This is a genomic window from Microbacterium sp. SCN 71-21, assembly GCF_001725695.1.
GTDB lineage: Bacteria > Actinomycetota > Actinomycetes > Actinomycetales > Microbacteriaceae > Microbacterium > Microbacterium ginsengisoli.
In genome coordinates this window covers 1-17,356 of the sequence record NZ_MEGA01000001.1, presented here as the reverse complement: position 1 = coordinate 17,356, position 17,356 = coordinate 1, and the positions used below count along the sequence as shown (strand labels likewise).

20 protein-coding genes and 1 pseudogene are annotated in these 17,356 nt (G+C 70.8%); 11 read left to right on the top strand and 10 right to left on the bottom strand.

The features are described from left to right. Window positions 1-128: 128 nt before the first annotated feature. From ABT08_RS00105 to ABT08_RS00090, 4 genes are read left to right on the top strand one after another with little or no spacing between them, the layout of a single operon-like run. A complete protein-coding gene (locus ABT08_RS00105; RefSeq protein WP_056207748.1) occupies window positions 129-1,268 on the top strand; it encodes an ABC transporter substrate-binding protein in 1,140 nt (379 codons plus the stop codon). Beyond that, window positions 1,247-2,176 (top strand): ABC transporter permease, encoded by a 930-nt coding sequence (locus tag ABT08_RS00100; RefSeq protein ID WP_056519322.1) that lies wholly within the window; start codon window positions 1,247-1,249, stop codon window positions 2,174-2,176. Before ABT08_RS00105 ends, ABT08_RS00100 begins: the two co-directional genes overlap by 22 nt. Continuing rightward, entirely contained in the window at window positions 2,173-2,967 is a 795-nt protein-coding gene (locus ABT08_RS00095; protein ID WP_045247739.1) for an ABC transporter permease, read from the top strand. Before ABT08_RS00100 ends, ABT08_RS00095 begins: the two co-directional genes overlap by 4 nt. After that, window positions 2,964-4,070 carry an ABC transporter ATP-binding protein gene (locus ABT08_RS00090; RefSeq protein ID WP_045247738.1) on the top strand — a complete coding sequence of 369 codons (1,107 nt, stop codon included), beginning with the start codon at window positions 2,964-2,966 and terminating at the stop codon, window positions 4,068-4,070. The genes ABT08_RS00095 and ABT08_RS00090 overlap by 4 nt, the downstream gene beginning before the upstream one ends. A gap of 58 nt (window positions 4,071-4,128) precedes the next feature. On the opposite strand, the gene ABT08_RS00085 is transcribed toward ABT08_RS00090, so the two are convergent. The 5 genes from ABT08_RS00085 to ABT08_RS00065 all read right to left on the bottom strand — a co-directional run bounded on the left by ABT08_RS00085 (window position 4,129) and on the right by ABT08_RS00065 (window position 5,518). After that, window positions 4,129-4,431 (bottom strand): Dabb family protein, encoded by a 303-nt coding sequence (locus ABT08_RS00085; protein ID WP_045247737.1) that lies wholly within the window; start codon window positions 4,429-4,431, stop codon window positions 4,129-4,131. After that, complete coding sequence (locus ABT08_RS00080; protein ID WP_045247736.1) at window positions 4,428-4,706, bottom strand: glutaredoxin family protein; 279 nt, start codon at window positions 4,704-4,706, stop codon at window positions 4,428-4,430. Before ABT08_RS00080 ends, ABT08_RS00085 begins: the two co-directional genes overlap by 4 nt. 36 nt (window positions 4,707-4,742) lie before the next feature. Next, a complete protein-coding gene (locus ABT08_RS00075) occupies window positions 4,743-5,036 on the bottom strand; it encodes a rhodanese-like domain-containing protein (protein WP_045247735.1) in 294 nt (97 codons plus the stop codon). A 110-nt stretch (window positions 5,037-5,146) separates the two neighbouring features. After that, window positions 5,147-5,245: a 30S ribosomal protein bS22 gene (locus tag ABT08_RS00070; protein ID WP_003792170.1), complete on the bottom strand. Its 99-nt coding sequence runs from the start codon at window positions 5,243-5,245 to the stop codon at window positions 5,147-5,149. A gap of 81 nt (window positions 5,246-5,326) precedes the next feature. Then, complete coding sequence (locus tag ABT08_RS00065; protein ID WP_056519320.1) at window positions 5,327-5,518, bottom strand: helix-turn-helix domain-containing protein; 192 nt, start codon at window positions 5,516-5,518, stop codon at window positions 5,327-5,329. 153 nt (window positions 5,519-5,671) lie between these two features. On the opposite strand from ABT08_RS00065, the gene ABT08_RS00060 reads away from it, so the two are divergent. Then, a complete protein-coding gene (locus ABT08_RS00060) occupies window positions 5,672-6,133 on the top strand; it encodes a hypothetical protein (RefSeq protein WP_056207754.1) in 462 nt (153 codons plus the stop codon). Window positions 6,134-6,143: 10 nt separating this feature from the next. Here ABT08_RS00060 and ABT08_RS00055 read toward each other — a convergent pair whose 3' ends face one another. Continuing rightward, complete coding sequence (locus tag ABT08_RS00055; RefSeq protein ID WP_056519317.1) at window positions 6,144-6,545, bottom strand: ArsR/SmtB family transcription factor; 402 nt, start codon at window positions 6,543-6,545, stop codon at window positions 6,144-6,146. Window positions 6,546-6,660: 115 nt separating this feature from the next. Here ABT08_RS00055 and ABT08_RS00050 point away from each other — a divergent pair, with 115 nt between their 5' ends. Then, on the top strand, window positions 6,661-8,052 hold the full coding sequence (locus tag ABT08_RS00050) for a TrkH family potassium uptake protein (protein WP_045247841.1): 1,392 nt from the start codon (window positions 6,661-6,663) through the stop codon (window positions 8,050-8,052). Continuing rightward, complete coding sequence (locus ABT08_RS00045) at window positions 8,045-8,716, top strand: potassium channel family protein (protein WP_045247731.1); 672 nt, start codon at window positions 8,045-8,047, stop codon at window positions 8,714-8,716. Before ABT08_RS00050 ends, ABT08_RS00045 begins: the two co-directional genes overlap by 8 nt. Window positions 8,717-8,739: 23 nt before the next feature. On the opposite strand, the gene proC is transcribed toward ABT08_RS00045, so the two are convergent. Further along, window positions 8,740-9,576, bottom strand: coding sequence for a pyrroline-5-carboxylate reductase (gene proC, locus ABT08_RS00040; RefSeq protein WP_288113581.1), 837 nt, complete (start codon window positions 9,574-9,576; stop codon window positions 8,740-8,742). A 131-nt stretch (window positions 9,577-9,707) separates the two neighbouring features. On the opposite strand from proC, the gene ABT08_RS00035 reads away from it, so the two are divergent. The 3 genes and pseudogenes from ABT08_RS00035 to ABT08_RS00025 all read left to right on the top strand — a co-directional run. Beyond that, window positions 9,708-10,832, top strand: a complete 1,125-nt coding sequence (locus ABT08_RS00035) for an alpha/beta hydrolase (RefSeq protein WP_045247729.1) — start codon at window positions 9,708-9,710, stop codon at window positions 10,830-10,832. Between the two features lie 70 nt (window positions 10,833-10,902). Then, a complete protein-coding gene (locus tag ABT08_RS00030; RefSeq protein WP_288113578.1) occupies window positions 10,903-11,898 on the top strand; it encodes a cation diffusion facilitator family transporter in 996 nt (331 codons plus the stop codon). A gap of 41 nt (window positions 11,899-11,939) precedes the next feature. Next, window positions 11,940-12,788 (top strand): annotated as a pseudogene (locus ABT08_RS00025) (LLM class F420-dependent oxidoreductase); the annotation flags it as partial. Window positions 12,789-12,957: 169 nt separating this feature from the next. Here the strand turns inward: ABT08_RS00025 and tadA are convergent. Continuing rightward, window positions 12,958-13,401: a tRNA adenosine(34) deaminase TadA gene (gene tadA / locus ABT08_RS00020; protein ID WP_056207830.1), complete on the bottom strand. Its 444-nt coding sequence runs from the start codon at window positions 13,399-13,401 to the stop codon at window positions 12,958-12,960. A gap of 61 nt (window positions 13,402-13,462) precedes the next feature. On the opposite strand from tadA, the gene upp reads away from it, so the two are divergent. Then, window positions 13,463-14,095, top strand: a complete 633-nt coding sequence (gene upp / locus ABT08_RS00015; RefSeq protein WP_045247839.1) for a uracil phosphoribosyltransferase — start codon at window positions 13,463-13,465, stop codon at window positions 14,093-14,095. 88 nt (window positions 14,096-14,183) lie between these two features. Here upp and corA read toward each other — a convergent pair whose 3' ends face one another. Then, a complete protein-coding gene (gene corA, locus ABT08_RS00010; RefSeq protein ID WP_045247726.1) occupies window positions 14,184-15,185 on the bottom strand; it encodes a magnesium/cobalt transporter CorA in 1,002 nt (333 codons plus the stop codon). 222 nt (window positions 15,186-15,407) lie between these two features. Next, on the bottom strand, window positions 15,408-17,356 hold a 1,949-nt coding region (locus ABT08_RS00005; RefSeq protein WP_288113570.1), incomplete at its 5' end, for a DEAD/DEAH box helicase.

Below are 17,356 nucleotides of genomic sequence, written 5' to 3'. Positions count from 1 at the left end.
CCGGTGTCACCGACCCGTCACCTGACGGACACCTGACGCTCTCACCGGCGCCACTCGCCGCACGTACGTTCCTCTCGTCCCGGTGCGGGGTTCCCGAACCCCCGCCACACCATCCGAGAGGAACTGACATGACCCACACGCGCGCACTCCTGCGCCGTGCCGGCGCCGGCATCGCCGTCGCCGCAGCCGCTTCCGTCGTGCTCGCCGGCTGCGCCGGCGGCAGCTCGTCGACGAGCTCTTCGGGCGGCGTCGACGCGAAGACGGCGACCAGCATCTCTGACTTCGGTTCGCTCGCCGCCCTCGAGGCCGCAGCCAAGGCCGAGGGCCAGCTCAACGTCATCGCACTCCCCCACGACTGGGCCAACTACGGCGCCGTCATCGACGCGTTCAAGAAGAAGTACCCCGAGATCACCGTCAACGAGGCCTCGCCCGACGCGTCGAGCGCCGAGGAGATCCAGGCCGCGACCTCGAACCAGGGCCTGGACACCGCGCCCGACGTGTTCGACCTCGGCCTCACTGTCACGCTGCAGAACACGGACAAGTTCGCCCCCTACAAGGTGCAGACCTGGGCGGACATCCCCGACACCCTCAAGGAGTCGTCGGGTCTCTACTACGGCGACTACGGCGGGTACATGGCCATCGGCTACGACTCGTCGAAGTACCCCGCCCCGACCTCGCTGAACGACCTGCTCGGCTCGGCGTACAAGGGCGCGGTCGCCCTCAACGGCGACCCGACCCAGGCGGGCGCGGCCTTCGCCGCGGTGGGTCTTGCCACCGTGCAGTCGGGCGGCACGCTGGATGACTACCAGGCGGGCATCGACTTCTTCCAGAAGCTCAACAAGGCCGGCAACCTGCTCAAGGTCGACGTGACCAGCTCCACGGTCGCCAGCGGCGAGACCCCCGTCGTCTTCGACTGGGACTACCTGAACCTCGCCCACAAGAAGGACAACGCGAACTGGAAGGTCGCGATCCTTCCCGGCACCGGCTACGCCGGCTACTACAACCAGGCGATCAACAAGGATGCCCCGCACCCGGCGGCTGCGCGCCTGTGGGAGGAGTTCCTCTACAGCGACGAGGCGCAGAACCTGTGGCTCGCCGGCGGCGCCCGCCCGGCCCGCATGGCGGCCATGACCACGGCCGGCACGATCGACGCGACCCTCGCGGCGGAGCTGCCGACCGCGCCCACCCAGAGCGTCGTGCCGACCGCGGCCCAGAGCACGGCTGCGGGCACCCTGCTCGGCGCCAAGTGGGCGGCGGCCGTTCAGTGACGTCAGTCGCTTCGGCGACACGGACCGCCGGGCCTGGCGCACTCGCGCTGGCCCGGCGGCCCCGTCGGGACTGGGCCTGGATCGGCCTGGTCCCGTTCGCCGCATATGTGCTGATCTTCCTCGCGCTGCCGACGGTGCTCGCCATCGGCTCCGGCTTCTTCACGAAGAAGGGCGCGTTCACCCTCGACAACATCGCCGCACTCGGCGACCCGGTCATCCTCGCGACGTTCTGGAACTCCACGTGGGTCTCGGTGCTCACCGCGCTGGTCGGAGCGATCGTCGGCGCACTCGCCTGCTACGCGATGCTCGGCCTGTCGGAGTCGGGTGTGGTCCGCACCTCCGTGAACGCGGTGTCGGGCACGTTCGCACAGTTCGGCGGCGTCACGCTCGCGTTCGCGATGATCGCGACGATCGGTCTGCAGGGAGTCGTCACGAAGTTCCTCGCGACGACCTTCGGCATCGATCTCTACGCCGGCGGCGCCTGGATCTACGGCCTGCCCGGCCTCATCCCCGCCTACCTCTACTTCCAGATCCCGCTCATGGTCATCACGTTCATGCCCGCCCTGTCGGCACTGCGGCCGCAGTGGGTCGAGGCGAACCTCACCCTCGGGGGCACCCGTGCCGGTTTCTGGCTGCACGTGGGCTTCCCGGTGCTGGCCCCGAGCTTCCTCGCCAGCCTCCTGCTCCTGTTCGCGAACGCGTTCTCGTCGTATGCGACGGCCGCGGCCCTCGCCAGCCAGGGCTCGCAGATCGTGCCGCTGCAGATCCGCGCGGCGCTCACGAGCGAGACCGTGCTCGGCCGCGAGAACCTCGCGGGTGCGCTCGCGCTCGGCATGATCGTCGTCGTGGGCGTCGCGATGGCCGTCTACAACGCGGTGCAGCGGCGGGCAGCGAGGTGGCAGCGATGAAGGGCCTCGCTCCGCACCCCGTCACCCGCTGGGTCATCGGCATCCTCGTGGGGCTGTTCTTCGCCATCCCCATGGTCGCGACTCTGCTCTACACGCTGCGCGACGGCGACGGCTATTCACTCGTGCACTGGGCGACCCTCTTCGATCCCGCGAGCGCATACCTGCTGCGCCCGTTGTGGCTCGCGATCGGCAACTCGCTCATCATCGCGGTCGTCACGGTGGTGATCGTGCTCGTGTTGCTCGCACCCACGATCGTGCTCGTGAACCTGAAGTTCCCCCGCCTGCGCCGGGTGTTCGAGTTCGTCGCGCTGCTGCCGATCTCGATCCCCGCGATCGTGCTCGTGGTGGGGCTCGTGCCGGTCTACCTGCAGATCGGACGCACCATCGGCACGGCCCCGTGGACGCTCGCGTTCGCCTACGGCATCACGGCGCTGCCTTTCGCGTTCCGCTCGATCCAGGCGTCGGTCGACGCGATCGACCTGCGCACCCTGACCGAGGCCGCGCGCACGCTCGGGTCGGGGTGGCTCACCGTGCTCCTTCGCGTGCTCGCGCCGAACCTGCGTCCGGGGCTGCTCGCGGCATCCCTTCTCACCGTCGCCGTCGTGCTGGGCGAGTTCACGATCGCGTCGATCCTGAACCGCCAGGTGCTCCAGACCGCGCTCCTCGTGGTCGGAAAGACCGACGCCTATCTGCCGGCGATCTTCACCCTGCTCTCGCTCGCAGCCGTGTTCGTGCTGCTGCTCGTCATCGGCCGCGTCGGACGCGACCGTTCCGAAAGGACCCGCTCATGACCTCCGATCTGCGAGCACTGCCGCGCACCGGCGACAATCTGCTCCTCGCCGCTCAGGGCGATGGCACCCGCGTCGAGTTCCGCGGCGTCACGAAGGACTACGGCACGACGCGCGTACTGCACGGGGTCGACCTCGACATCGCGCCGGGCGAGTTCGTCTCCCTGCTGGGTCCCTCGGGATGCGGCAAGACGACGGCCCTGCGGGTGCTCGCCGGCCTCGAGCGTGAGACCTCGGGGGCGGTTCTGCTGGGCGAGAAGGATGTCTCGTCGGTGCCGACCAACAAGCGCGACATCGGCATGGTGTTCCAGGCCTACAGTCTCTTCCCGCACCTGCGGGTCGTCGAGAACACGGCCTTCGGCCTGCGCCGCCGCGGCGTGGGCAAGGCCGAGGCGACGCGACGCGCGACCGACGCGCTCGCGCTCGTCGGGCTCGACCACCTCGCCGATCGCTTCCCGCACCAGCTGTCGGGCGGTCAGCAGCAGCGTGTCGCGCTCGCCCGCGCGCTGGTCACCGAGCCGCGGGTGCTCCTGCTCGACGAGCCGCTGTCGGCGCTCGATGCGAAGGTGCGCGTGCAGCTGCGCGACGAGATCCGCCGCATCCAGTTGCGCCTGGGCATCACGACGCTGTTCGTGACGCACGATCAGGAGGAGGCGCTCGCCGTCTCCGATCGCATCGCCGTGATGAACGCGGGTCGCATCGAGCAGGTGGGCACGCCTGAGGAGCTCTATCTGCGCCCGGCGAGCGCGTATGTCGCCGGCTTCGTCGGCCTGTCGAGCGCCGTTCCGGGCCGCGCGACCGGCACGAGCGTCGATGTGTGGGGCATCCAGCTTCCGGTACAGGGCGAGCCCGTCGTCGGCGAGGTCGACGTGTTCGTGCGCCCCGAGAACGTGCGGCTCGTCGCCCCCGGCGACCATGCGGTGCCGGCGATCGTGCAGGAGAGCACGTTCCTCGGGAGCTTCCGCCGCACCCTCGTGCGCACCGCCGACGGCTCCCTCGTGCGCCTGCAGCATTCCGCCGGCGACCGCGTGGAGTTCGACGAAGCGGTGCATCTGACGATCGACGCCGTCCCGGTGTCGGTGCGTCCGGCGGCCCCCGACGCGTGAGACGCCGTCCGTCGCCGCGTCGGGTGCACGGCGCGGCGGCGGGCGCGGTACGCGCGGGTCAGACCTCGAAGTCGACCGAGAGCCGGGAGGCCACGACGCTGCGGATGTAGCCCGCGGCCTCCTGGTGGGCGGGGTGCGTCTGATACGCCTCGAGTCCGGCGAGATCGTCGACGTCGATGACGACGGCGACATCGGCGTTCACATCGGCGTAGGCCACGTTCGGTCCGGCAGAGATCGCCCGGATCGAGGGAACCACCCCGTCGAGGGCGAGCAGGCGACGCGCGACCTCGGCGGCCTGCTCCGCACGCTCGGCGGGATCTGTCGCCGCGAGCGTCCAGGCGACGACATGCCGCAGGGTCACGAGGCGCTCACCGCGTGGAGCGACTCGGTCACCGCGTCGCGCAGCCGCTCCGGCGCGACCCGCCAATGGGCGTGCACGCGGCCGTCGATCAGCACGACCGGGATCTTCTCCCACCAGAGGTCGAACAGCTCGGGATTCTCGAGAATGGATGCCTCGGCCACCACGACACGGTCGGCGTCGGCGTCAGGCAAGTCGGCGACGACCTGCTCGATGACGCCGCGAGCGACGTCGCAGAGGTGGCATCCGTCTTTGCCGATGAGGGTGATCTCGGTCACGGGGTCATCCTAGGAAGAGGGGCGGACAGTGCCCGGTCACTGCTCCACGGCGAAGCCGGCCGAGACCCACTCGCCCGTGCCGCCCTCGACGTTGGTGGCGTCGTAGCCGCGTGCCTCGAGGGCCTGCACCGCGCGGGCGGATCGGCCGCCGAGCTGGCAGATGACGTTGAACGCACCGTCGGGCAGCGCGTCGAGGTTGTCGCCGAGCGTGGACAGGGGGATGTTCACGGCGCCGGGCACGTGGCCGGCGGTGAACTCGTCGACCTCACGCACGTCGACGAGGGGCACGTCGGACTGCTCGTGGAGCTGCTGCACGGTGATGGACTTCATGCTCTGAAGCGTACTGGGCGCGTGCGCCCGGGAAGACCGCCCGGAGCAAACACGAAGCGCCCATCCTCACGGACAGGCGCTTGTGTCAGTACCGCTGGTGCGGCGGCCGCTCACTTCTTGTTGCGGCGCTGGTGGCGAGTCTTGCGAAGCAGCTTGCGGTGCTTCTTCTTCGCCATGCGCTTGCGGCGCTTCTTGATGACAGAACCCACGGAAAACCTCACTGGTCGGCGGTTTGGGTGCGCCCGATGCGCACCCGGGAACGGGCAATCGAAAAAATGCCTCGGATCAGTCTAGCCGACGTCGGCCGCGGGACGCGTCACGACCTCGTCGACGGCGCTCGCGGGCACGCGGAAGCTGCGCCCGAAGCGCACCGCGGGAAGCTCCCCGGAGTGCACGAGGCGATAGACCGTCATCTTCGAGACCCGCATCACGTCGGCGACCTCGGCGACCGTCAAGAACTGCACTTCGGGCAGCCCCGTCATGGTTTTCCCTTCCCCCCAGCAACACGCGTCACACGCGTAACGCACATCGTAGGGGTCGCGCGACTTCCGTGTAAACACGGGAGACGGCGGATCCCCAGCGACTTCATCGACGCATGATGAGCGGCATCCACCTCCGGCGCGCATCATGCCGCCATGTCCGACTCGACGACCCCCGATCAGCCCACCGTGCCGCTGCCCGCGAACCACCACGCCGGCGGTGCCGCCGGCGAGCTCACCCCCTCGTATGCAGCGGATGCCGCGGCATCCGCACCGCCCGCACCGCCCGCGGCGACGGGCGCGGCGACGGGTTCGGCGGCCACGCCGCCACCCGCCCGCAGCCGCCGCGGGTGGATCATCGGAGGCTCGATCGCGGGCGGCCTGATCCTGCTCGCCCTGACCTTCGGCGGCGGCGTCGCGGTCGGATGGGTCGGAGCACACATCCAGGTCGCCGTGTCGAACTCGATGCACACGCGCGGCGGTCAAGGCGGGATGATGCCCGGCCACGGCAACGGCTACGGCAACGGGAGCGGCGGCCAGGGCGGCTACGGCCCGTTCGGCCACCAGCGCGGCAACGGGTCCAACTCGAGCAACGGCAACGGCTCGAGCAACGGCTGAGCCGAGTGGCTCAGCGGCCGGGGAGCTTCTTCAGCGCCGTGGTCACGACGTGACCGACGGATGCCGCGGCGCGCCCCACGACCTCCGCCGCGTGCGCGGCAGGCTCGGGCAGCACGGCGCTCAACGCCTCACCCTCGGGCAGATCGAAGAACGGCAGCAGCCAGTCGTCGACCTCGTCGAGGGGTGACGCCGACAGGCTGTAGTAGCGGTGCTGGCCGTCTTCACGCACCGAGACGAGCTCGGCCTCGCGCAGCACCTTCAGGTGCTTGGACACCGTCGGCTGGCTCACCCCGAGCTCCTGCACGATCAGCGAGACACTCGTTCCGGCCTCGGCGGTGCGCGACCGCTCGAGCAGGAACGAGAGGATGTCGCGCCGGGTCGCGTCCGCGATCACGCCGAAGATGTCCGCCATGTGCCTAGGTTAGCCGGGGCTCGTGGCCGCTACCATGACAGGCGCGGCGACGAGAGGGGCAGCGGTGGCAGGCGAGGTGTCCACACCCGGCCCCGCACGCGCCCTCGGCACCTGGATCGCCCGGTTCGCCCGCGACATCCGCGATCTGTCGACCGCCTCTCCCGCCCGTTTCGCGGTGCTGGTGTTCACCGCCCTGATCCTCGTGTTCACGGGTCTGCTGTCGCTCCCGGCCGCAGCGGCCGACGGACGCGCGACCCCGTTCGTCGACGCGCTGTTCACCGCCGTCTCGACAGTGTGCGTCACGGGGCTCGCCACCGTCGACATGGCCGCGCACTGGTCGGCGTTCGGCCACGTCATCATCTACGTCGGCGTCAACGTCGGCGGGATGGGTGTTCTGACTCTCGCCTCGATCATGGGGCTCGTGATCTCGAAGCGCCTGGGGCTGCGAGCCAAGCTCATCGCCGCGAGCGACACCAATCCGCTCCGGGCTCACGCCGGCCCCGTCAACGAGGGCCAGACCGTGCGGCTGGGCGAGGTGGGCCAGCTGCTGCGCACCGTCGCACTGTCGACGCTGGTGATCGAGGCGGTCATCTCGGTGCTGCTCTATCCGTCGATCCTGCTCGCGGGCATCGACCCGCTCACCGCGTTGTGGCAGGCGCCCTACTACGCGGCCATGTCGTTCACGAACACCGGCTTCACCCCGAACCCGGGCGGACTCGCCCCCTTCGCACACGACTACGTCTTCCTCACGACCCTCATGGTGAGCGTGTTCCTCGGCAGCATCGGCTTCCCCGTGATCTACACGCTCGCCCGGCACCGCTGGCACGTGCGCCGATGGTCGCTCCACGCGAAGCTCACCCTCATCACGACAGTGGTGCTCTTCCTCGCCGGCGCGGTGGTCTTCCTCACGCTCGAGTACGCCAACCCGAAGACGTTCGGCAGCATGGACGCCTTCGACACCACCTTCCAGTCGTTCTTCCTCTCCGCCATGACCCGCTCCGGCGGCTTCTCCGTGGTGAACATCGGGGATCTCAACGGGTCGTCGCTCGTGGTCGGGTCGATGCTGATGTTCGTGGGCGGCGGCTCGGCCTCGACCGCCGGCGGCATCAAGGTCACGACGCTCGCCGTGCTCGCCCTCGCGGTGTGGTCGGAGGCACGCGGACGCCCGTCAGTGAACGCGTTCGGCCGCCGTATCCCGAGCGACGTGCAGCGGGTCGCGCTCTCGGTCGTCGCCTGGGGCGCGACGATCGTCGCCGCCTCGACGATCACGATCGCGCAGATCACGCAGGCCCCGATCGCCGATGTGCTCTTCGACGTGATCTCCGCATTCGGCACCGTGGGGCTCTCGACGGGGCTCACCGCCGAGCTCCCCGACCCGGCCGCCTACGTGATGGCGGTCACGATCTTCATGGGCCGCATTGGTACAGTCACACTGGCCGCGGCCGTGGCGGCGTCGTCGCGCTCGCAGCTCTACACGTTCCCCACCGAGAGGCCGATCGTTGGTTGAAAAGGTGCGCAGCGATGCCCCGGTGCTCGTCATCGGGCTGGGCCGGTTCGGGGCCGCGTGCGCGGGTGAGCTCGACCGTCTCGACCGCGAGGTGCTCGCGATCGACGACAGCGCGGAACTCGTGCAGAAGTGGTCGGACCGGGTCACCCACACCGTGCAGGCCGACGCCCGCAACATCGACGCCCTGCGGCAGATCGGGGCGCAGGACTTCCAGGTGGCCGTCGTCGCCGTCGGTTCTCTCATCGAGGCGTCCGTGCTCATCACCGCGAACCTGGTCGATCTGAAGGTGCCGCAGATCTGGGCGAAGGCGGTGAGCCAGTCCCACGGCAAGATCCTCGCCCGCGTCGGGGCGAACCACGTCATCTACCCCGAGCGAGAGGCCGGCGAGCGCGTCGCGCACCTCGTCAGCGGCCGCATGCTCGACTTCATCCGCTTCGACGACGACTTCGTGCTCGCCAAGCTCTACCCGCCGAAGTTCCTGCGGGGAGTCGCCCTGAGCGCCTCGGGCGTGCGCACGAAGTTCAACGTCACCGTCGTGGGCGTGAAGTCGCCCGGCAAGCCGTTCCGCTACGCCGAGGCCGACACCGTCGTCACCGCGCACGACCTGGTGATCGTGTCGGGCACGAACGGCGACGTCGAGAGGTTCGCGGCGCTCGAGCGTTGACGGATGCCGCGGCATCCGCTCTCTCAGGCGCCGGCGGCGAGCTCCCGGGCACGGGCGAGGGCGGCATCGGTCGCGCGACCGAGCAGCTCGTCGAGATGGGCGTCCTGCAGCACCGCGATCGCCCGCTCGGTCGTGCCCTTCGGGCTCGTCACCTGGCGGCGCAGCTCGGCCGGATCCTCGCCGGTCGCCGCGAGGAGCGCCGCAGCACCGATCACCGTCTGCTCGGCCATGAGCCGCGCATCCGCGGGCGAGAATCCCTTGGCGAGCGCGGCCTTGGTGAGCTCCTCGATGAAGAGGAAGAGGTAGGCGGGCCCTGAGCCCGAGATCGTCGACAGGGCGTCGATCTTGTCCTCGGGCACCTCGACGACGGCCCCCACGGTCTCGAAGAGCCGTCGCACGAGCGCGACGTGCGCGGCATCCGCCGTCGTGCCCGCGGCGAGTCCGGTCACCGCCCGTCCGACGGTCGCCGGGGTGTTCGGCATCGAGCGCAGCACCACGACGCCGTCACCGAGGATGCGCTCGAACGTGGCCACAGTCACGCCCGCCGCGAGGCTCACGACGATCGTGCCGGGGCGCAGCACGGGGGCGACGGCCTCGAGCAGGTCGGGCACCATCGCGGGCTTCACGCCGATCAGCACGATGTCGGCGCCGGCGGCCGCGGTGAGGTTGGCGTCGGGATGCGCCTCGAGGGCGATCGATGCGAGACCCGCGATGCCGTCGAGCGTCGCGGCCTTCGCCGCCGAGCGGTTCGTGACGACGATGCCACGGGAGGACCCGGATGCCGCGACTCCGCGGGCGATCGCACCCCCCATCGAGCCTGCTCCGAGGATGGCGATCGGGGGAAGCTGCGCGTCGACCATGTCGCCATCCTAAAGTTCACGCGGCAGGACCGATGATCGACCTGAAAGTTCATTCACATGGCGGCACGGCGCGACTATCATCGGCAGTGCCGGGGCGGTGCCGCCTCGGCTGAGCCGCGGAGGGACGCCCGATGACCACCCAGCCCGATCTGTTCGACGGAATCGTCGCCCGCACCGTCGCGACCGACCGCCTCGCGGTCAACGTGCTCCTGCGCGAGGACGACGACCCGACCACTCCCGCCGATCGCACCGTCGTGCTGGTGCACGGCAACGTGTCGTCCGCGCTGTTCTGGCAGGAGATCATGCAGGACCTCCCCGGGGACGTGCGGGTGATCGCCGTCGACCTGCGCGGGTTCGGCGGGAGCGAGAGCCTGCCCATCGACGCGACCCGCGGGGTGCGCGATTTCAGCGACGACGTGCATGCGACGCTCGAGGCCCTCGGGGTCGCCGCGCCCCACCTCGTCGGCTGGTCGATGGGAGGCGGCGTCGTGATGCAGTACGCGATCGACCACCCCGTGGCATCCCTCACTCTGCAGGCACCGGTCTCTCCCTACGGCTTCGGCGGCACCCGCCGCGACGGCAGCCGCCTGACCGACGACGACGCCGGCACCGGCGGCGGCGGAGCGAACCCGGACTTCGTGCAGCGCCTCACCGACCACGACACCAGCGCCGACGCCCAGACGTCGCCGCGCAGCGTCTTCCGATCCGGATACGTCGCCCCGGGCTTCGAGAGCGAGCACGAGGACGCCTGGGTCGCCTCGATGCTCACGACCTCCACCGCCACGGGCAACTACCCCGGCGATGCCGTGGCGAGCGAGAACTGGCCCGGATTCGGGGCCGGCCGCATCGGCGTGCTGAACACCATGGCGCCGGGCTACTTCAACACGTCCGGCATCGTCGGTCTCGCCGTCAAGCCCCCGGTGCTGTGGGTGCACGGCGACGCCGACGCCATCGTGTCCGACGCGTCGTTCTTCGACCTCAACCACCTCGGGGCGCTCGGCATCATCCCCGGCTGGCCCGGGGCGGACGCCGCGCCCGCCCAGGAGATGGTCTCCCAGACCCGTGACGTGCTCGAGGCCTACGCCGCCGGCGGCGGCGAGGTCACCGAGCTGCTGCTGCCCGGCGTCGGCCACTCGCCGCACCTCGAGCGCCCCGCCGAGGTGCGGCGCGCACTCCTCAGTCACATCGGCTACGTGGGCCGACCCGTCGACCCGGCGCCGCCCACCGAGACGATCGTGCTGCGCTCGGCCGACTGACCGGGCCCGGGGCGCCCGGAACGGCGAGGGATGCCTCCGGCCCGGGACGGGGCATCCCTAGACTGACGCCATGAGCGCATCCGGCGGCAACAGGGCGGTCATCGCGGCACTTCTCGCGAACCTCGGCATCGCCCTCACCAAGTTCCTCGCGTGGGCCTTCTCGGGGTCGGCGTCGATGCTCGCCGAGGCGATCCACTCGCTCGCCGACTCGGGAAATCAGCTGCTGCTGCTCTTCGGCGGCCGTCAGGCCCGGCGCCGCGCCGACGCTGAGCATCCGTTCGGCTACGGCCGTGAACGGTACGTCTACGCGTTCGTCGTCGCGATCATCCTGTTCTCGATCGGTGGGTTGTTCTCGGTCATCGAGGGCATCGACAAGTTGCAGCATCCGCACGAGCTCGAGAACCTGTGGCTGCCGCTCGTCGTGCTGCTGCTCGCCATCGGTCTGGAGTCCTTCTCGCTGCGCACCGCCATCCGCGAGTCGAACCACCACCGCGCCGCCGGGGAATCGTGGTTCGGGTTCATCCGGCACGCGAAGGCGCCCGAGCTGCCCGTCGTGCTGCTCGAGGATGTCGCAGCCCTCACCGGTCTCGTGTTCGCACTGTTCGGCGTCGGGCTGTCGGGACTCACCGGCAACCCGGTGTTCGACGCCCTCGGCACCCTGTTGATCGGCCTGCTGCTGATCGCGGTCGCGATCGTGCTCGGCATCGAGACGAAGAGCTTGCTGGTCGGCGAGGGCGCGCGCCCCGCCGACCAGCGGGCGATCGAAGCGGCCATCACCGGCGGCGGCGAGATCTCGCAGCTCATCCACATCAAGACCCTCTATCTCGGACCCGACGAGCTGCTGGTTGCGGCGAAACTCGGCTTCGCCGCCGACCTGCCGCTCGCCCGCGTCGCCAGCGACATCGACGCGATCGAGGCGCGCATCCGCGCCGCCGTGCCGATCGCGCGGGTCATCTACCTCGAGCCCGACCTCTACCGGGCGCACGGCGAGCCCGAGGCATCCGCTCGACGGCAGATCACCCCGCCACCGCCGACCGCCGAGGTCATCGTCGCCTCGTCCGACTGACCGCTCTCGCCCACCGCGGGCCGGAGCGGCAGACTGGGGACATGGAGTACTGCCTGTTCACCGAGCCCCAGCAGGGGGCGTCGTACGCCGACCAGCTCGAATTCGCCCAGGCCGGTGAGCGGCTCGGGTTCGACGGGTTCTTCCGCTCGGACCACTACCTGCGCATGGGCGAGGGCGACCCGCTGCCCGGTCCGACCGACGCGTGGACGACCCTCGCCGGCCTCGCCCGCGAGACCTCGCGCATCCGGCTCGGCACCCTGGTCTCCTCGGTGACCTACCGGGTTCCCGCGATCCTCGCCATGCAGGTCGCGCAGGTCGACGCGATGAGCGGCGGCCGGGTCGAGCTCGGGCTCGGCACGGGCTGGTTCGAGGCCGAGCACACCGCCTACGGCATCCCGTTCCCGCCCCGCCGCTTCGACCTGCTCGAGGAGCAGCTCGCCGTGATCACCGGGCTGTGGGAGGCATCCGGATCATTCTCGTTCGACGGCGCCCACTACCGCCTCGAGGACGCGCCCGCCCTGCCGAAGCCCGTGCAAGGCCGAGTGCCGGTGATCGTCGGCGGCGGCGGACCTCAGCGCACCCCCGCGATCGCGGCGCGGTTCGCGACCGAGTTCAACATCGGGTTCCAGCCCGAGCACGTCATCGCCGAGAAGTTCGCGGGCGTGCGCGGCGCGTGCGCCGAGATCGGCCGCGACCCGAGCACGCTCAAGCTGTCGGTGGCACTCCCGACACTCGCCGCCCCCACCGAGGCGCAGCTCGAGCGCCGTGCGGCGGCCATCGGCCGCGACCTCGACAGCGTGCGCGGCGACACCAACATCGTCGGCGGGCTGGATGAGATCGTGGCGAAGGTCGAGCGCCTGCAGGCAGGTCGTGGGCTGGGTGCTCGCCGCCGAGGCGCAGGCGCAGCTTCGGAGCTTCTTCGAGGCGCGCCGACCCGACGCCCTCTGACACGGCGTGTCGGGAAAGGGCTCCGACGTTGCGCGGCCCGGCGTCCGGGCGGCGCGCCCGCCGCCGGCCCGCCCGCCGCGCAACGTCGGAACCCTTTCCTGACACGCCGTGTCAGAGGGCGTCGGGTCGGCGCGCCTCGAAGAAGCTCCGAAGCTGCGCCTGCGCCTCGGCGGCGAGCACCCCGCCCACGACCTCTGCGCGGTAGGGCAGACGGCGGTCGCGCACCACGTCGTACATCGACCCCGCTGCACCCGCCTTGTCGTCCCACGCGCCGAACACGACCCGCGACACACGCGCTTGCAGCAGCGCCCCCGCGCACATCAGGCAGGGCTCCAGGGTGACGACGAGCGTGCACCCCTCGAGGTTCCACGACCCGATGGATGCCGCGGCCTGCCGCAGGGCGACGACCTCGGCGTGCGCCGTGGGATCCCCCGTCGCCTCGCGCAGATTGCGCCCTTCGCCGATCGGGGTGCCCGCGGCATCCACCACGACCGCACCCACGGGAACATCGCCCTCCGTGCCCGCCACCTCGGCGAGCGCAAGCGCCCGGCGCATGGCTGCGAGGTCGGCGGGGGTCGTCACGGTGACAGCGTAGGCGGTGCTCTAGCCTGTGATCATGCGCTTGCACGTCGCCGACCACCCGCTCGTCACCCACAAGCTCACGGTTCTGCGCGACCAGCGCACGCCGTCGCCGATCTTCCGCCAGCTCACCTCCGAGCTCGTGACGCTGCTCGCCTACGAGGCGACCCGCAACGTGCGGGTGAAGGACATCGAGATCTCCACGCCCGTGACCACCACGACCGGCGTCGCGATCAGCGACCCGCGCCCGCTCGTGGTGCCGATCCTGCGCGCCGGTCTCGGCATGCTCGAGGGCATGGTGACGCTGCTGCCGACCGCCGAGGTGGGATTCCTCGGAATGGTGCGCAACGAGGAGACGCTGGAGCCATCGACGTACGCCGAGCGCCTCCCCGACGATCTGAGCGACCGTCAGTGCTTCGTGCTCGACCCGATGCTCGCCACCGGCGGGTCACTGGGTGCCGCGATCGAGTTCCTCTTCACGCGGGGCGCACAGGATGTCACGGCGATCTGCCTGCTCGGCGCCCCGGAAGGCGTCGCGGCGATCGAGAAGCAGGTCGCAGGACGCGACGTGACCCTGGTGCTGGGCGCGCTCGATGAGCGGCTCAATGAGCACGGCTACATCGTGCCCGGGCTCGGAGACGCGGGCGACCGCCTCTACGGCACCGTCTGACCGCGGTCGCTCGGGCCGGCGGCGACCCCCATGTGTGGGCCCGGCACGCGCGGCCTCCGTCGCCCCGCGATGCGTCGACGGACCGCGCTCACAGCCAGTGCTTGCGCTTGAAGATGAAGTAGAGCGTCGTGGGGAATGCGAGCATCACGCCGATCGCCAGCGGGTAGCCGTACTGCCAGTGCAGCTCGGGCATGTCCTCGAAGTTCATGCCGTAGATCGTTCCGATGAGTGTCGGCGCGAAGATGATCGCCGCCCAGGATGAGATCTTCTTGATCTCGTCGTTCTGAGCCAGATTCGCCTCGGTCTGTCGCCGCGCGACGAGCGCGGAGTGCACCGTGAGCGCCTTGTCGAGCAGCGTACGGTAGCCGTCGACCTGGGCGTCGATCTTCTCGACGTGGTCGAGCACGTCGCGCAGGCTGCGGCGCAGCTCGAGGTCGACGTCGTACTTCTCGAAACCGCGCTGGAGCTTGTCGATCATGGCGGCGAGGGGGTGCACGGCCCGACCGATGCTGAGCACCTCGCCGTACAGCTCGTAGATACGTCGCGACAGGGCGTCGTCGTCGCTGTCACCGAAGAGCTGATCCTCGATCTCGTCGAGATCGTTCTCGATTCCGGCGACGACGGGCTCGTACTCGTCGACCACCCGGTCGAGGATCGCGTAGAGGATCGCCTCCGGACCCAGCGCGAGCAGGTCGGGCTGGTGCTCGAGTCGCGAGCGCACCGCCGCGAGGTTCGGTGATTCCGCGTGACGGATCGTGATGACGAAGTCGGGGCCGACGAACACGTGCACCTCGCCGAGCTCGACCTCCTCGCGCTCGTCGTCGTAACGGGCGGGTCGCAGGACGACGAACAGGACGTCGCCGTAGCGTTCGATCTTCGAGCGCTGGTGCCCGGTGAGTGCGTCCTCAACGGCGAGCGGGTGCAGGTCGAACTCGGCGGCGACCGAGGCGACCTCTTCGGCGCTCGGACGGTAGAGCCCGATCCAGGCGAGCCCTCCGCGATCGTCGTGCAGCCGGTAGGTCTCATCGAGCGTGCCGGGTGTCTCGGCGCGGCGACCGTCGACGTAGATGGCGTTGTCGACCAAGGGCATGGGCGGGCTCCTCTCTCGGGGCGGTCGCGCCGCTCCGACTCGGGACAGCGGGTGGAGCGCGGCGAAGCCGCTCGATGGTAGCCGACCGACATGACCTGTTCGGGGCATCCTGACGAGATCCTCACGGCGGCACGTCGCTCGGCGTCGCGGCACCTGCCGGTGGGCGTGCGCGAGGGGTGCCGCGACGCGGCCGGCGTCGTCGAGCGCGCCGCGGGCCTGGGGTCAGGCGACGCCGACGAGCCGAGCGAACGCGCTCAGGCGCGCGACGCCGGCCGGGGTGTACGGCAGGTCGTCGAGCAGAGCGGGCGAATAGATCACGTAGGCGGCGACCTTCGCCCGCGAGACCGCGACGTTGAGCCGGTTCTGCAGCAGCAGGAACTCGAGTCCGCGCGGCGCCGCCCGCCCGGACGACGCGGCGAGGCTCACGATCGCGACCGCCGCCTCCTGCCCCTGAAAGCGGTCCACCGTGCCCACCCGCACGTCGGCGAGACCGGCGCCGGCGAGCGCCTCCTCGACGAGCACCTGCTGCGCGTTGTACGGGGTGACCACGATCAGATCGGATGCCGCGAGCGCCCGTCCGCCCGCGGCATCGGGATCGCCCGGGTCGGTGTACGTGCGACCCACCAGGTCGCGGGCGAGTCGCACGACCTCGGCGGCCTCTTCGGGCGACTGCACGGCATTGCCCTCGTGGGCGAGGGGCAGCGGATGCAGGCCCGGCTCGATGCCGGCGAGCGAGCGGAGCCCGGCGTCGGGAGCGGAGGCGAGCGCACCGTCGTAGGACAGGGTCGAGACCGGGGCGGCGACACGCGGATGCATGCGCCAGGTGCGCGAGAGGAAGTAGCCGTGGGTCGGCGGGAGCACCGCGGCATCCGCCATCACCCACCCGAGCGCGGACGTGTCGACCGGCTCGGGATGCGTTCCCTGACTGACCTGCGGCAGCTGCTGCGGGTCGCCGAGCAGCAGCAGACGCGGGGCGGCGAGCGAGACGGCGATGGTCGAGGCGAGGGAGAACTGCCCCGCCTCGTCGATCACGAGCAGGTCGAGCCCGCCGCGCGCAACGCGGTTGGTGTTCGCGAAGTCCCAGGCGGTGCCGCCGACGACGAACCCGCCCGGCTGGTCGGCGATGAACCCGGCCATCCCGTTCTTGCGGATCGCCGTGAACGCATGACCGGTCGATGCCGGATCCTTCGGCGCCTTCGCCACCTGCACGGCGGGCACCCCGGCGGCGATGACCCCTTCGAGCATGTGCTCGACGACGGCATGGGACTGCGCGACCACACCGACCCGGAACCCGCGGTCGCGCACGAGGCTCGCGATCACCCGGGCACCGACGTAGGTCTTGCCGGTGCCCGGAGGACCCTGCACGGCCAGGTAGCTGCGGTCGAGGTCGGCGACGGATGCCGCGATCGTCGCCGCCAGCTCGCCCGCCGCGCGCCCGTGCGGGCTCGAGGTGAGCTGACGCCCGCGCAGACGCGGCGGACGGCGGCGCAGCAGATCGGTCGCGGGGTCGTCGGGGAACCCGGGGGCGGCGTCGAGCAGCCCCTCGGCCCATGCGTCGATCGCGGTCTGCTGCCCGGCGGCCTGCGGGGGCCGCGGCGGAGTCAGTGCGATCGGCAGCGTGTCCCACGTCTCGCCGTCGACGGCGAACTCGGCGATCACCGCGCCGTCGTCGAGCACCTCGAGCACCTGAACGGTGCGGCCGGCGTGGATCCACCGCGGCGACGGCTGGGCGATCGGGTAGGGCGCAGGCATGGGGTAGAGCGCGAACGGATCGGAGCCCTCGCTCAGCCGGGTGCCGGGCGCGACGTCGCCGTGCAGCTCGATGATGCGGCGGTCGACCCGCTGCCCGTCGCCGCGGTGCCAGTCGGTCACGACCCGGCTGCGGGCCGCGTCGACGACCACCACGTCACGAGTCTGCTCCCAGAGCGACACCGGCTCGCGCAGCCGCAGGAAGTGACCCGCCCAGAACGTCTTCGCCTCGCGCGGGTAGTAGTCGATGGCGGCCGCGGCGAGCGCCAGCGCACGCACGTCGGGGTCGTCGGGCGACGTGAGGGCCGCGGCATCCGTCGCCCGTCGACTGAGGGCGACCGATGCCGGCGACGGCTCGTAGGGCGTCTCTTCGGGGGTCACGTCGCGGGCGGGGTAGAGCCCCGCCTCCCGCGCGCGGGCGA

Coding starts and splice junctions, on each gene's coding strand:
- ABT08_RS00105 (WP_056207748.1), top strand. CDS start 129: ATGACCCACACGCGCGCACTCCTGCGCCGTGCCGGCGCCGGCATCGCC.
- ABT08_RS00095 (WP_045247739.1), top strand. CDS start 2,173: ATGAAGGGCCTCGCTCCGCACCCCGTCACCCGCTGGGTCATCGGCATC.
- ABT08_RS00090 (WP_045247738.1), top strand. CDS start 2,964: ATGACCTCCGATCTGCGAGCACTGCCGCGCACCGGCGACAATCTGCTC.
- ABT08_RS00075 (WP_045247735.1), bottom strand. CDS start 5,036: ATGAAGTCCATCACCGTGCAGCAGCTCCACGAGCAGTCCGACGTGCCC.
- ABT08_RS00065 (WP_056519320.1), bottom strand. CDS start 5,518: ATGACGGGGCTGCCCGAAGTGCAGTTCTTGACGGTCGCCGAGGTCGCC.
- ABT08_RS00060 (WP_056207754.1), top strand. CDS start 5,672: ATGTCCGACTCGACGACCCCCGATCAGCCCACCGTGCCGCTGCCCGCG.
- ABT08_RS00055 (WP_056519317.1), bottom strand. CDS start 6,545: ATGGCGGACATCTTCGGCGTGATCGCGGACGCGACCCGGCGCGACATC.
- proC (WP_288113581.1), bottom strand. CDS start 9,576: ATGGTCGACGCGCAGCTTCCCCCGATCGCCATCCTCGGAGCAGGCTCG.
- ABT08_RS00035 (WP_045247729.1), top strand. CDS start 9,708: ATGACCACCCAGCCCGATCTGTTCGACGGAATCGTCGCCCGCACCGTC.
- ABT08_RS00030 (WP_288113578.1), top strand. CDS start 10,903: ATGAGCGCATCCGGCGGCAACAGGGCGGTCATCGCGGCACTTCTCGCG.
- tadA (WP_056207830.1), bottom strand. CDS start 13,401: ATGCGCCGGGCGCTTGCGCTCGCCGAGGTGGCGGGCACGGAGGGCGAT.
- upp (WP_045247839.1), top strand. CDS start 13,463: ATGCGCTTGCACGTCGCCGACCACCCGCTCGTCACCCACAAGCTCACG.
- corA (WP_045247726.1), bottom strand. CDS start 15,185: ATGCCCTTGGTCGACAACGCCATCTACGTCGACGGTCGCCGCGCCGAG.